Raw genomic sequence first — 13330 nt, forward strand, 5'->3', positions numbered from 1 at the left:
CTTTAAAAATGAATAATAGTGAGTAACTTGTTCATTTTTGGAGAATGGCGTGGAATTCAGTCAACTGCGCATCTTCCAGGCAGTCGCCGAGGAGGGTTCCATTACCCGCGCTGCGGAGCGTTTGCATCGGGTGCCGTCAAACCTGTCGACCCGGCTCAAGCAACTGGAAGAGCAACTCGGTGTAGAGCTTTTCCTGCGCGAACGTCAGCGTTTGCAGCTGTCGCCTGCAGGAAAAGTGCTGCTGGACTACACCGGCAAGCTGTTCAGCCTGCACGACGAGGCGCAGGCGGCCGTGCAAGGTGGGCAGCCGGCGGGCGACTTTGTGCTCGGTACCATGTACAGCACGGCGGCCATTCACCTTCCGGCGCTGCTGGCGCGTTATCACCGCAGTTACCCGGCGGTGAACCTGCAGGTGCAGTCCGGCCCCAGCGGCGAGCTGCTGGAAGGACTGTTGACCGGTCGGCTGGATGCGGCTTTGGTCGACGGACCGCTCGAACTGGCCGGCCTCGACGGCTTGCCGCTGTGCGACGAACGACTGGTGCTGATCAGCGAAGCTGACCATCCGCCGGTGCGCAGCGCGCTGGATGTGCAGGGGCGTTCGGTGTTCACGTTCCGCCAGGGGTGTTCCTACCGCATGCGTCTGGAGGCCTGGTTCGCCCATGATCATGCAGCCATGGGGCGGGCCATGGAGATTGAGAGTTACCCGGGCATGCTCGCCTGTGTGATCGCAGGCTCGGGTGTGGCGCTGATGTCGGAATCCATGCTCGCCAGCTTGCCAGGGCGCGAAAGTGTGGCCGTGCACCCGCTGGCCGAACCGTTTGCCAGTGCAACCACCTGGCTGATGTGGCGCAAGGGCATGGTCGGGGCCAATCTGAATGCATGGATAGAACAGCAGCAGGCGGTCTACCCGGGGCTTTCGACGGCGGTGCAAGCGATTGCTTGAACTATGCGTGCGGGATTTAGATCAATTCAGTAACAGATCATTGTTTCTTTTGCCGAGCATTGCGTAGTACTTCGGACTATTATCAGTGCGAAGCGACTTCAGAATTCCGGTCGCTCGGCACTACCCTGAAGGGGGCACCATGAAAGAGAAAATCCAAAACTGGCTGCACGACCTGGGTGTCGCACTCGGTTTGATCGAACCGCCTCTGCAACCTGTGCCTATCCGTACAGACGACGAACAGCGCCGACGCCAGCCGCGCCACCGTTAATCGTGGTTGCAGGCGCTCGCTTGCTCGCGATGGTCGCGAATGATCACACGGGCAGGCTGGCAGGCTGCATGCGCCGCTCGATCCATCGCGAGCAAGCTTTGCTCCCGCGGACTCCCTCAGGTTTCCCACTGGCAGCAGAGCACTCGCAATCCTGGCTCCGGCAACCCTCTGCCAAGTAACGTGATGTCTCCCCATCCCAATCAAAACGGCTCAGATCATTGGCCGTTTTTGCGTTTCTGAGCATCCAGTTTCCCGCCAGTAAACGCGGTTCATCCCAGTTCTACTCTCCCAGTACAGCAGGCCGCTACCGAAGCCGCGCTGTGGCTGTTCTTACCATGATCTTTTCGGCGGGCGAAAAAAAACGGGTGTGGCAACCGACGCCACACCCGTCGAAGAAAACATTAAGTCATTTGTGCGCTATCAGATCGCGCTCGCCACCGTCGAAGGGCGACGAGACACCAGGCTCACCACCACAAAGCTCACCAGGCCGACAGCCAGGCTGTAGTAGATCGGCGTGTTGGCATCCAGGCCATCCTTGAACATGAACAGCAGGGCAGTGGCAAAGCCCAGGCCCATGCTGGCAATGGCGCCGGCGGTGGTTGCGCGTTTCCAGAAAATGGCCCCCATCAGCGGGATCAGCATGCCACCCACCAGCAGGTTGTAGGCCAGGGTCAGTGCGCTGATCACGTCGTTCACCACCAGGGCGATACCCAGCACGGCGATGCCGGTCAGCAGGGTAAACAGCCGGTTGATGCCCAGGCTCGACTGTTTGCCGCCACGCAGCTTCGGCAGCAGGTCTTCGGTCAGTGTGGTGGACGCCGCGAGGAGGCCGGCGCTGGCGGTGGACATCATGGCGGCCAGTGCGGCAGCGATGACCAGGCCACGGATGCCGTCCGGCAACGACAGTTTGACGATGGCGGCGAAGGCGTTGTTGACGTTGTCCAGGTCCGGGGATCAAGACGTGGGCGGCCATGCCGATCAGGGCGCAGGCCAGTCCGTAGAGGATGCAGTAAAAGCCCGCGAAAGTACCGGCGTACTGGGCAATCTTCGCGGTCTTGACGGTGAACACACGCTGCCAGATGTCCTGGCCGATCAGGATCCCGAAGAAGTAGATCATGAAGTAGGTGATGATGGTGTCCCAGCCGATGGTGGTGAAGCTGAAGGCGGTCGCCGGCAGTTTCAGCACCAGTTCATCCCAGCCGCCAACGCGGTACAGGCAGATGGGTAGCAGGATGAACATCAGGCCGACGGTCTTGATCACGAACTGGACGATGTCAGTCAGGGTCAGGGACCACATGCCGCCGATCGCCGAATAGACCACCACCACACCGCCGCCCAGCAGCACCGAGATCCAGAAGGGCAGGTCGAACAGCACTTGCAGGACCGTGCCGATTGCCAGGATCGAGGTCACGCCGATCATCAGCGCGTACGCCAGCATGATCGCCGCACTCGCGGAGCGGGCCATCGGGTTGTAGCGTTTTTCCAGCACCTGGGTAACGGTGTAGATCTTCAGCTTGAGCAGCGGCTTGGCGAGGAACAGGTTCAGCGCCACGATCCCGCAGCCCAGTGCCGCGCAAAGCCAGAACCCGGAAATACCGTGGACATAGCCCAGGCGCACGGTGCCGACGGTGGACGCACCACCCAGGACGGTCGCGGCCATGGTGCCCATGTACAGGGTCGGGCCGAGATTGCGACCGGCTACCAGGTAGTCTTCGTTGGTCTTGGCCTTGCGCATGCCGAAGTAGCCAAGGACCAGCATTGCGGCGGCGTATATGAGAACGACGAATAAATCCAAAGCCATGATGGCGTGTCTCCGATTGTCTTTTTTATGGTGAAACAAAAATGGTTCTGTGGTGCTGCTCGGTCCCCGCGGGCAACTCATTCCCTGTGGGAGCAAGGCTTGCCCGCGATGAACGATGACGCGGTCCAGCTATAAATCGCGGCGCCTCAATCGCGGGCAAGCCTTGCTCCCACAGGGCTTGCATCAAGCGGCGCTGTGCCTTCGCTGCGTAAATCATCCGGGCCAAACACCGACTTGGGCTCCGGGAACAGGCTCAGCAGGACCAGGTACACCACCGACGCCAGCCCCAGGGTGACCGGCAGGCTGATGTCGATGCCGTCGGCCAGGTTGCCCAGCGGTCCAACGAATTGGCCGGGCAGGTTGACGAAGCACAGACCCACCAGCGCACTCGGGATCCACGCCCCCAGGCCGCGCCAGTTCCAGCCATGGGTGAACCAGTAGCGACCACCTTTTTCACCTCGGGTGAAGACCTGCAGGTCATCCGGGCAGTAGAAACCACGGCGCACCACCAGGCCGATAATCATGATCACCATCCATGGCGTGGTGCAGGTGATGATCAGTACGGCGAAGGTCGATACGCTTTGCACCAGGTTGGCGGCGAAGCGACCGATGAAGATGAAGGCAATCGACATCACCCCGATCAGCAACGTGGCCTTGACCCGTGACAGCACTCGCGGAAACACACTGGACATGTCCAGCCCGGTGCCATAAAGGGAAGTGGTGCCCGTGGACATGCCGCCGATCACCGCGATCAGGCACACCGGCAGGAAAAACCAGCTAGGCGAGACCGCCAGCAGACCGCCCACATAGTTATTGGCCGCGATGTAATCCGGTGCCTTGATCGCCACGATGGTGGCAGTGGCCAGACCGAACAGGAACGGGATCAGGGTGGCAAGCTGTGCCGCGATCACTGCAAACATGATCCGGCCTTTCGGGGTTTCGCGCGGGATGTACCGCGACCAGTCGCCGAGAAACGCGCCGAAGGATATCGGGTTGCTCATGGCCACCAGTGCTGCGCCGATAAAGGCGGCCCAGAAGCCGGCCTGGCCCAGGGCGACGGTGCCGGCGAACTGGCTGTCGAAGGTCGGGGCAAAAGCGAAGATGCCGAGCAGGAACAGCGCGCTGGCCGCCCATACCGCGATTCGATTGACCCACAGCATGAAGCGGAAACCGTAGATGCACACGGTCAGCACCAGGATGGCGAACAATCCGTAGGCCAGGCCCAGGCTCAGGTCGGTTTCCGGCAGGCCGATCAGGCGTTTGGCGCCACCGATCAGCGCATCGCCCGAGCTCCACACCGACAGTGAGAAGAAGGCGATGGCAGTCAGCAACGACAGGAACGAACCGACGATCCGCCCGTGCACGCCGAAGTGCGCACCGGAAGACACCGCGTTGTTGGTGCCGTTGATCGGTCCGAACAGGCCCATGGGTGCCAGGATCAGCGCGCCAAGCACGACGCCCAGCACGATCGCCCATACACCCGCCTGGAAGGACAGGCCAAACAACACCGGAAAGCTGCCGAGCACGGCGGTCGCAAAAGTGTTGGCGCCGCCGAAGATCAGGCGAAACAAATCGCCGGGACGGGCATCGCGTTCGTGATCCGGGATCTGTTCGACCCCGTTTGTTTCGATGCTGCTAAGGCTTTTTTCGTTGTTGTTGTTATTCATGATCTGCTCCGATCATAAAGGCGCGCTCATCGTGTGTGAGCGTCACCTGTTTGGCTAAGGGGGTGGCAGCCCTTCCGGCATCGCGGATAAATGTTCGTGGCAGGCCAGCCAATGGCCTTGTTGTTCTTGGCCAGACGAGTGTTTTCTGAAAACAATCGTCTCGCGCTCCTGGCTGAAGTGTTGCTCCCCTTGCATGCGCAGCTCGGTGGCCACGTCATGGATGAAAATCGCCACGTCACCCTGCAGGCTGACGAAAGCGTTGCTTGAAGTGCACGAAAGCACCTCGAAGCCATCCTCGCGGCGCCAGCTGTCCCACAACGCCTGATAGGCATCGCGCGACAGCAGGGGCTGTTCGAGGGTGTAGAAGACGAAGCTGGCATCGGCGCTGAAGGCGCCGAAATAGGCTTCGCGATCGTTACCGGCAAAGGCCGACACCAGATCGGCGGCGGCTTGCAATACTTGATCGCGTTCGTTCATGACCCGTCCTCAGCGATGAACCACGCCAGGCAGCACGCAGAGCATTTCGTACAGCAGGTTGGCGGCCAGCAGCGAGGTATTACCGGTGGTGTCATAAGCGGGCGAGACTTCTACCAGATCGCAGCCGACCAGGTCGAGGCCTTGGCAGCCGCGCACGATCTCGATCGCCTGAATGGTCGTCAGTCCGCCAATTTCAGGGGTGCCGGTGCCTGGCGCCCAGGCCGGATCGATGCCATCGATGTCAAAACTCAGGTACACCGGGCCGCCACCCACTTTCTCGCGCACTTCAGCCATCAGCGGCGCAAGAGATTTGTGCCAGCACTCTTCGGCCTGCACGACGCGAAAGCCCTGGTTGCGGCTCCAGTTGAAGTCGTCGGCGGTGTAGCCCTGGGCGCGCAGGCCGATTTGCACTACGCGGTCCGGGTCCAGCAGGCCTTCTTCGACTGCGCGACGGAACGTAGTGCCGTGGGCGATTTTTTCGCCGAACATGTGATCGTTGACATCGGCATGGGCGTCGATGTGCACCAAGCCGACTTTGCCGTGCTTTTTATGGATGGCACGCAGGATCGGCAGGGTGATGGTGTGGTCGCCGCCCAGGGTCAGGGGGATCACGTCGTGTTCGAGGATGTTGTCGTAGGATTCTTCGATGATCCGTACGGCATCCAGCAGGTTGAAGGTGTTGATCGCCACGTCGCCGATGTCGGCCACCGACAGCGAATCGAACGGAGCAGCGCCGGTCGCCATGTTGTACGGGCGAATCATGACCGATTCGGCGCGGATTTCCCGAGGTCCAAAACGGGTGCCTGGGCGAAGGGAGGTACCGATGTCCAGGGGCACGCCAACGAAGGCAGCGTCCAGACCGGCAGCGGTCGGCACATGGGGAAGTCGCATCATGGTGGCGATGCCGCCGAAGCGCGGCATTTCGTTGCCGCCCAGTGGTTGGTGAAGAATCTTGTCCACGGGTTCAGGCCTCATCATTTTTTTGTATTAGGCGCCGATTTTGCGAAATGTAGTGGCGGGGAAGAATCGCTACGCACAAATACTTAGTTCAGATTTTTCTAAACTAATGGAACATGGCGGCGGTAAACTTAACGGCTGATGGCAGGAGCTGCCGCAGGTTGCGATCTTTTGATCTTTATTCTTCGCGGCGTTGTACCGCCGAAAGTCAAAAGATCGCAGCCTGCGGTAGCTCCTACAGGTAGCTGCTGCAAATCCGGAGTCCCCATGGCCAACGCTTTACCCGACCTGAAACTGCTGCGCATTTTTGTCAGCGTGGTTCGCCATCAGGGGTTTGCCACTGCCCAGCAGGAGCTCAACCTTTCGACTTCGGCCATCAGCACCTACATGAGCCAGCTCGAAGCCGCCCTCGGCCTGGTGCTCTGCCATCGCGGGCGTGGCGGTTTCAGCCTGACCAGCAAAGGTGAGCTGTTCCACCAGGAAACCTTGCGGTTGCTGGCCGAGCTCGAAGGATTCGAGCAATATGCCGCCGCACTCAAGGGCGAGTTGCGCGGCACGCTGAACCTGGGGGTCATCGACTCCACCGTCAGCGACAAGGCCCTGCCGTTTGCCGAAGCCATTGGTGCCTACAGCCAGGAGCACCCGGCCGTGCATCTGCACTTGTCGGTCATGAGCCCCTACGAGCTGCAACTCGGCGTGCAGGACAATCGCCTGGACCTGGCCATCGGTGCATTTTCCACGCGCATGAGCGGCCTGGTCTACATGCCGCTGTACCGCGAGCAGCACTGGTTGTACTGCAGCAGCCGGCACCCGCTGTTCACCGAACGACGTATCCCCGAGCAGGTCATTACCCAGCAGCGCATGGTCGGTCGGGGCTACTGGAGCCAGGCGGAACTGGCGCGCCACGGCTTCAAACACAGCGCTGCCACGGTGGAGAGCATGGAGGCGCAGTTGATCCTGGTGCTGTCTGGTGCCTACATCGGTTACTTGCCCGAACACTACGCCCAGGCCTGGGCCGATAAGGGCGATTTGCGGGTGCTGCTGCCGGCGACTTTTGGTTATCAGGCGCCATTCTCCATGATCGTGCGCCGTGGCCGCAGCCGCGAACCGCTGATTCAGACCTTCCGCGACCTGCTCAAAGCGCAACTCAATCAGGCTTGAAATAATGTCCAGAATCCATTGCCCGCGCTGCCAGCGCCCAGAAGCCCATTGCCTGTGCCCATTGATCCCGAGCCTAGACAGCCGCACCCGGGTGCTGGTGCTGCAGCATCCGAGTGAAGTCAACCACGCGCTGAATACCGCACGTTTGGCCGCGCTTGGCTTGACCAATGCGGAGCTGATCGTCGGCGAAGTGTTCGCGGATCTGCCGGCGTTGTTGAATCAACCGGGGTACCAGGCGCGGCTGCTGTTTCCGGGCGAGGATGCGCAGACGCTGCAGGGCTATGGCGCAGGTGATCAGCCGCTGTTGCTGGTGGTGCCGGACGGTACCTGGCGCAAGGCGCGCAAGCTGCTGCACCTCAATCCGCTGCTGGCGACCTTGCCACGGGTATCACTGGCGCAGGGCGGAGTGTCGCGGTATCGATTGCGCAAGGCGCCGGGGCCGGGGGCTTTATCGACGGTGGAGGCCATTGCGCAGGCGTTGCAGGTGCTGGAAGCGCCGATTTGCTTTGAGCCATTGCTGAAGCCGTTCGAGGCGTTGATCGAGGGGCAGATCGCGGCGATGGGGGAGGAGGTTTTTTTGCGTAATCATGGGCCGAAGTAGGCGTTGCTCGTGCCGGCCTCTTTGCGGGCAAGCCCGCTCCCACATGGGATCATCAGCGTCCACATTACCCTGTGAGAGCGGGCTTGCCCGCGAAGACGGTAGAGCTGTTACTACCACTCCAGACCAGACCTATCGCTCACGCATCGCCTCGGTCCGCGCCTTCAGCACCGGCTTGAGCAGGTAGTCCAGCACACTCTTCTCACCGGTGATGATATCCACCGTCGCCACCATCCCCGGGATGATCAGCAACGGCTTCGCATCCCCACCCAGGTGGTTCTTGTCGGTGCGCACCTGGATCAGATAAAAGCTGTTGCCCTTGTCATCGGTAATGGTATCGGCGCCAATCAACTCCAGCTTGGCGCTCAAGCCGCCATAGATGGTGTAGTCATAGGCGCTGAACTTGACCATCGCCCGCTGCCCCGGATGCAGAAACGCCACGTCCTGCGGACGGACCTTGGCCTCGATCAGCAGGTTGTCTTCCAGCGGTACGATTTCCACCATGTCGCTGCCGGGCTGGACCACACCGCCTATGGTGTTGACCTTCAGCACCTTGATGATCCCGTGAACCGGCGAGACCACCGTGGTGCGGGTGACGCGGTCGTCGATGGCGATGCTCGACGCGGTGATTTTTGACAGGTCGGTGCGTTTCTCGTTGAGCTCCTTGGCAGCGTCCGAACGGAAGGATTGTTCGGACTCGTCAATCTTGCTCTTGATTTCAGCAATCGCCGATTCCGCCCGAGGAATGGCCAGGGTCGTGGCGTTCAACGAGCCGCGAATTTCCACCGCGCTGCGCTTGAGTCGCAGGATTTCCACGGGTGACACGGCACCGGTGCCGACCAGCGGTGCTGACATGTTCATCTCTTGCTGCAGTAGGGCCAGGCTCGAACTGAATTGCCCCTGTTTCGAGCGAAACTCCGCCAGTTCCTGAGTTTTTTGCCGCAGCTGTTCGCTGAGCGTGCGCTGTTCACTGGCCAGTCGACGCTGCCGTTGCTCGTAGAGCGAGCGCTCGTCCTCGGCCACTTGCGGCGCCTTGGCGATCACCTCGGCCGACAACTTGAAGGGCCGCCCTTCGGCCTCTGCGGACAAGCGTTCTACCTGGGCGGTCAAGGCATACCGGTCGGCCTCGCTCTCACCCTTGTTCGATAGAAAACGGGTGTCATCCAGGCGCAGCAAGGTATCGCCCTTGTTCACCATCTGCCCCTCGCGGACAAAAATCTCGGTGACGATGCCACCTTCCAGGTTTTGAATCACCTGGACCTTGCTCGACGGAATCGCCTTGCCTTCGCCCATGGTGACTTCCTGGAGCACGGCGAATTTTGCCCAGACCACGGCGCTGACGATCAGCCCGGCCGCCAGCCACACGGTGATCCGCGACCAGCGCGGGGAATCCTGCAGGGTCGCGCCGGCGGTCTCCGGCATGAACTCGCTCTCGGCGCTTTTCCTGAAACTGCCGAAATAACCGCGCGGCTTTGCATCGGGCGAGTCGGATGATGATCGGGCCATGGGCAACTCCTAGACCGCAGCAGAGCCGACGCGGCCCTTGCGCAGTGCATCGATGACCGCTTCTTTCGGACCGTCGGCGACGATCCGTCCGTTGTCCAGCACCACCAGCCGATCCACCAGGCTGAGCATCGAGGTTCGGTGGGTGACCAGCAGCAGGGTCTTGCCCTGGACCCAGCCGTGGAGTTTCTGGCGCAGGACGTCTTCGCTGCTGTTGTCCATGGCACTGGTGGGTTCGTCGAGCAGCATGATCGGTGGGTCGAGCAACAAGGCCCGGGCCAGCAGCACGGCCTGGCGCTGGCCGCCGGAAAGCAACTGGCCGCGTTCACCTACCGGTCGGTCGAAGCCTTGCGGGTGCTGACGGGCGAGCTCGGTGACGCCGGTGAGCTCCGCCACTTCGAGCATCCGCGAGTCACTGACATAGCGGGCGCCCAGCGTCAGGTTATCGCGCAGGCTGCCGGCCAGCAGCGGCAAGTCATGGGCAACGTAGCCGATCTGCTGGCGCAAGTCGGCGACATCCAGTTGCCGCAGGTCCAGGCCGTCGAGCAGCAACTGGCCTTCTTCCGGTGTGTAGAAACCCATCACCAGGCGGGCGAGGGTGCTTTTGCCCGAGCCGCTGCGGCCGATAATGCCGATGCGCTCACCAGGTTTCACGCTGAAACTCACGTTGTGCAGCGCCGGGGCACTCTGGCCGTTGTAGTGAAAGGTCACGCCACTGACGTCGAGGGCGCCTTGCAGTTGCGTGCGCTCCAGCGGCCGTTGCCGGGCGTCGCGCTCCTGGGGCAGCCCCATCAGCGCATCGGTGCTTTTCATGGTCAACTGCGCTTGCTGGTAACGCGTGATCAGGCCGGCAATCTGCCCGAGCGGTGCCAGCACCCGGCTGCCGAGCATGTAGGTCGCCACCAGCGCACCAACGCTGAGGTTGCCGGCAATGATGCTGTAGACCCCGGCGACGATGGTCGCCATGCCGGAAAATTGCTGGATGAACAGGGTGCCGTTGGTGGCCAGGGCCGAGAGATTGCGGGCGTGGCTGTCGAGGCGGGTCAGGGCGCCGTGGGTGGTTTCCCATTTGTGCTGGCGCTCGCTTTCGGCGCTGCAGGCCTTGAGTGTTTCCAGGCCGCCCAGGGTTTCAATCAGCAGCGCCTGGCGTTCCGCACCCAGGGTCAGGCTTTTTTGCACGGTGTCGCGCAGGCGTGCCTGGATGATCATCGCGAAGATGATGGTGATCGGAAATGCCAGCAGCGGAATCACCACCAGCCAGCCGCCCAGCAGACCGATCACCACCAGCATGAGCACGGCGAATGGCAGGTCGATCAGGCTGGTGAGGGTCACGGCGGTGAGAAATTCACGCAGGCCCTGGAAGTCATGGATGCTCTGGGCAAACCCGCCGATGGTGGCCGGCCGTGCCTTCATCGACATGCCAGTGATGCGCTCGAACAGGGTAGCCGAGAGAATCACGTCGGTTTTCTTCCCGGCGGTGTCCAGCAGGTGCGCGCGCACCACGCGCAGCACCAGTTCAAAACCGGTGCCGATCAGCAAGCCGATGGACAGCACCCACAGGGTCGATGTGGCCTGGTTCGGCACGACCCGGTCGTAGGTCTGCATGACGAACAGCGGGACCATCAGGCCCAGGAGGTTGATCAGGAAGCTCGCCAGGATGGCGTCGCTGTACAGCCATTTGGACAGTTTCAGTGTGTCGCGAAACCAGGCTTCCACCCGGGGAACCAGGGGCGAGCGCAGGTCTTCAAGTTCATGGCGTGGCCGGGCAAACAATGCCTGGCCGCTGTAATTTTCAGTCAGCTCTTCACGGCTGACCCATTGTTCGCCACCGTCGGCTTCGCTGGGCAGGATGAGCAGGCGGCCATCGTCTCCCAGACGTCGCAGAACGGCCGTGCGGCCGTTGCCGAGTATCAGCATGACTGGCAGGTTGAGAGGAGAAATATCCGCCAGGTCCCGGCGCAGCACGCGCGCCTGCAAACCGGCCCGGGCTGCTGCGCGGGGCAGCAGGTCCAGGCTCAGGCGTTGTTTGTTCAGGGGCAGCCCGGCACTCAGGCTGGCGCGACTGACCGTCGCGCCGTGGAGTTTGCAGAGGATCAACAGCCCGTCAAGAAGCGGGTCGTCGAAGCCAAGACGCGGATCGACACCAGTGTTGCCGGTTTCCATGCTGGTCAAATTGATCGCTCCAGGTGAACGGGCTGCCACATCAACACAACACATACCGCACGGGGAGGAGCGGGCGAAGCCTGCGATTTCCTGATCTGAAAAAATCAGAGGACCGAGCCTGCGGCAGCTCCTGCCTCGGCACTTACCTCAGTTCAGGCAAGCGGGCTTCGTTCTTCACTTCGGTCTGGGCGATCGCATCGGCAGGCAGCACCACGCGTTGTTTGCTCAGCAACAGGCCCATGTTCGAGAGGATGCGGTACATCGAGTATTCCTCGGTGTAGCGAACTTCGGTGTAGCGACGGTTGGCGTTGTAGAGCTCGTTTTCACTGTCGAGCACGTCCAGCAGGGTGCGCTGGCCGAGGCCGAACTGGTCCTGGTAGGCCGCACGTACGCGTTTGGTCGTTTCGGCGTACTCGCGCGCGGTCGGCGTCTGCTTCTTCGCGTTGAGCATGGCGTTCCAGGCCAGGTGGATATTTTCGTTGAGCTGGCGCAGGGCGTTGTTGCGGATGTCCATGGCCTGGTTGATCTGGTGCGCGTTGGACTGCAGACGGGCCTTGTCGCTGCCGCCGCGGAACAGGTTGTAGTTCATCACCACACCGACCCGCCACTCGTTGTCGTGACCTTCATCGCCCTGGACGTTGTTGTTCGCGCCCACGGCCGCTTCAGCGTCGAAGCGTGGGAAGAACGGCGACTTGGCAACTTCGTACTGGCTCTCGGCGGACTGCACGTCTGCCTGGGCGGATTTCAGGTACGGGTTGTTCTCCACCATGCTCTGCTGGGCTTCCTGCAGGGTGGCGGGCAACTCACCGCGGGTCGAAGGCAGGGTTTCCAGTTCATCCGGCAGGCGACCCACCACGGCGTAGAAATTCGATTCGGCGTCAGCCAGGTCGACTTCGGCGGTGTCCAGGTTGTTTTGCGCCAGTGCCCGACGAGCGGTGGACTGGTCGGCGTCGGCTGTGCTGCCGATGCCGCGCTCGGTGCGCAGGCCGATCTGGTCATTGACGCGCAGGTGAGCTTGCAGGTTGTTCTTGGCCAGGGTCACCAGTTCGCGACGCTTGAGCACTTCGAGGTAGACCTCGATGGTGCGCAGGGCCAGGTCCTGGGCAGTGCCCTGAGCGTAATAGGCCCGGGAATTGACCACACCCTTGGTGCGTTCGACTTCGTTGGCGGTGTTGAAACCGTCAAACAGCATCTGCCGCAGGCGCAGTTCCGACTGGGTGTAAGTCAGGATCTCCGTGTTGTGATTGCCCTGTGCGCGGGTGCTGGTGTTATCGCTGTAGCCGCGGCCGTAAGCAGCGTTCAGATCGACAGATGGATAGAAGCCCCCTTTGGCGATTTTGACTTCTTCGTCCGCGGACAGCCGCGCGTCCACGCGTGAGGCAAGTTCCGGGTGAGTTGCAATGGTGCTTTGGATGGCCTCGGTCAAGGACATGGCCTGGGCCTGTGAAGTGCAGGCCATGGCCAGCAAAATCGCGCTGCAGAGGGGGGTTAAAACGCGCATGGGTGTATCTCCCTGATTCCTAATGATGCTTATCAGTCGCCAAATATTTGACGGCATTTATAGTGAAAACCGTTTCAAGCTTGTAACAACAGAGCTAAGAACATTCTAGAGCAAAGCTAAGAAATTTTTCTCATAAGTCTTATGCCAAAAAAAACTTATGAGCTCTGAAAAATCCAGCACATTGTTCACTCGTGGAACCCTTGTATTACGAGCTCTAGGGAGCTTGCAAGGGCAAATCGAAAGTTCCAACCATTTATCGATAACGGACGATGGAGTGCTGGAGGGGAAGGA

The 13330-nt window shown here is 61.1% G+C and carries 10 protein-coding genes and 1 pseudogene; 4 read left to right on the plus strand and 7 right to left on the minus strand.

Annotated features, from left to right (window positions below; all coding sequences use genetic code 11):
* Positions 1 to 49 precede the first annotated feature (49 nt).
* Both ptrR and HYI44_RS29280 read left to right on the plus strand, forming a co-directional pair.
* Entirely contained in the window at positions 50 to 943 is an 894-nt protein-coding gene (gene ptrR, locus HYI44_RS06905) for a putrescine utilization regulator PtrR (RefSeq protein WP_122837891.1), read from the plus strand.
* Between the two features lie 139 nt (positions 944 to 1082).
* The gene (locus tag HYI44_RS29280; protein ID WP_263868316.1) at positions 1083 to 1211 is read left to right on the plus strand and encodes a PA1414 family protein; all 129 of its coding nucleotides are present in this window, start codon (positions 1083 to 1085) and stop codon (positions 1209 to 1211) included.
* Positions 1212 to 1631: 420 nt separating this feature from the next.
* On the opposite strand, the pseudogene HYI44_RS06910 reads toward HYI44_RS29280, so the two are convergent.
* From HYI44_RS06910 to speB, 4 genes and pseudogenes are all read right to left on the minus strand, one after another.
* Positions 1632 to 3012, minus strand: a pseudogene (locus HYI44_RS06910) (sodium:solute symporter).
* 146 nt (positions 3013 to 3158) lie between these two features.
* Entirely contained in the window at positions 3159 to 4679 is a 1521-nt protein-coding gene (locus HYI44_RS06915; protein WP_225569045.1) for a purine-cytosine permease family protein, read from the minus strand.
* Between the two features lie 54 nt (positions 4680 to 4733).
* Positions 4734 to 5156, minus strand: coding sequence for a YybH family protein (locus HYI44_RS06920; protein ID WP_122837894.1), 423 nt, complete (start codon positions 5154 to 5156; stop codon positions 4734 to 4736).
* A 9-nt stretch (positions 5157 to 5165) separates the two neighbouring features.
* A complete protein-coding gene (gene speB / locus HYI44_RS06925) occupies positions 5166 to 6116 on the minus strand; it encodes an agmatinase (RefSeq protein WP_045058686.1) in 951 nt (316 codons plus the stop codon).
* A 264-nt stretch (positions 6117 to 6380) separates the two neighbouring features.
* On the opposite strand from speB, the gene HYI44_RS06930 reads away from it, so the two are divergent.
* Positions 6381 to 7274, plus strand: a complete 894-nt coding sequence (locus HYI44_RS06930) for a LysR family transcriptional regulator (RefSeq protein ID WP_045058685.1) — start codon at positions 6381 to 6383, stop codon at positions 7272 to 7274.
* Positions 7275 to 7278: 4 nt separating this feature from the next.
* Entirely contained in the window at positions 7279 to 7875 is a 597-nt protein-coding gene (locus HYI44_RS06935; protein WP_225569046.1) for a tRNA-uridine aminocarboxypropyltransferase, read from the plus strand.
* 129 nt (positions 7876 to 8004) lie between these two features.
* Here the strand turns inward: HYI44_RS06935 and HYI44_RS06940 are convergent, their stop codons facing one another.
* The 3 genes from HYI44_RS06940 to HYI44_RS06950 form a co-directional block, all read right to left on the minus strand.
* Positions 8005 to 9378 carry an HlyD family type I secretion periplasmic adaptor subunit gene (locus HYI44_RS06940; protein WP_045058683.1) on the minus strand — a complete coding sequence of 458 codons (1374 nt, stop codon included), beginning with the start codon at positions 9376 to 9378 and terminating at the stop codon, positions 8005 to 8007.
* A gap of 9 nt (positions 9379 to 9387) precedes the next feature.
* Positions 9388 to 11547 (minus strand): type I secretion system permease/ATPase, encoded by a 2160-nt coding sequence (locus tag HYI44_RS06945; RefSeq protein ID WP_122837898.1) that lies wholly within the window; start codon positions 11545 to 11547, stop codon positions 9388 to 9390.
* A gap of 133 nt (positions 11548 to 11680) precedes the next feature.
* Positions 11681 to 13039 (minus strand): TolC family outer membrane protein, encoded by a 1359-nt coding sequence (locus HYI44_RS06950; RefSeq protein ID WP_122837899.1) that lies wholly within the window; start codon positions 13037 to 13039, stop codon positions 11681 to 11683.
* Positions 13040 to 13330: the final 291 nt, after the last annotated feature.

The organism is Pseudomonas sp. Y24-6, assembly GCF_020295325.1.
GTDB lineage: Bacteria > Pseudomonadota > Gammaproteobacteria > Pseudomonadales > Pseudomonadaceae > Aquipseudomonas > Aquipseudomonas gregormendelii.

What these genes read in the sequence shown, in the direction of transcription:
- HYI44_RS06920 (WP_122837894.1), bottom strand. Translation starts at nt 5,156, where the DNA reads ATGAACGAACGCGATCAAGTATTGCAAGCCGCCGCCGATCTGGTGTCG.
- HYI44_RS29280 (WP_263868316.1), top strand. Translation starts at nt 1,083, where the DNA reads ATGAAAGAGAAAATCCAAAACTGGCTGCACGACCTGGGTGTCGCACTC.
- HYI44_RS06950 (WP_122837899.1), bottom strand. Translation starts at nt 13,039, where the DNA reads ATGCGCGTTTTAACCCCCCTCTGCAGCGCGATTTTGCTGGCCATGGCC.
- HYI44_RS06940 (WP_045058683.1), bottom strand. Translation starts at nt 9,378, where the DNA reads ATGGCCCGATCATCATCCGACTCGCCCGATGCAAAGCCGCGCGGTTAT.
- HYI44_RS06930 (WP_045058685.1), top strand. Translation starts at nt 6,381, where the DNA reads ATGGCCAACGCTTTACCCGACCTGAAACTGCTGCGCATTTTTGTCAGC.
- HYI44_RS06935 (WP_225569046.1), top strand. Translation starts at nt 7,279, where the DNA reads ATGTCCAGAATCCATTGCCCGCGCTGCCAGCGCCCAGAAGCCCATTGC.
- HYI44_RS06915 (WP_225569045.1), bottom strand. Translation starts at nt 4,679, where the DNA reads ATGAATAACAACAACAACGAAAAAAGCCTTAGCAGCATCGAAACAAAC.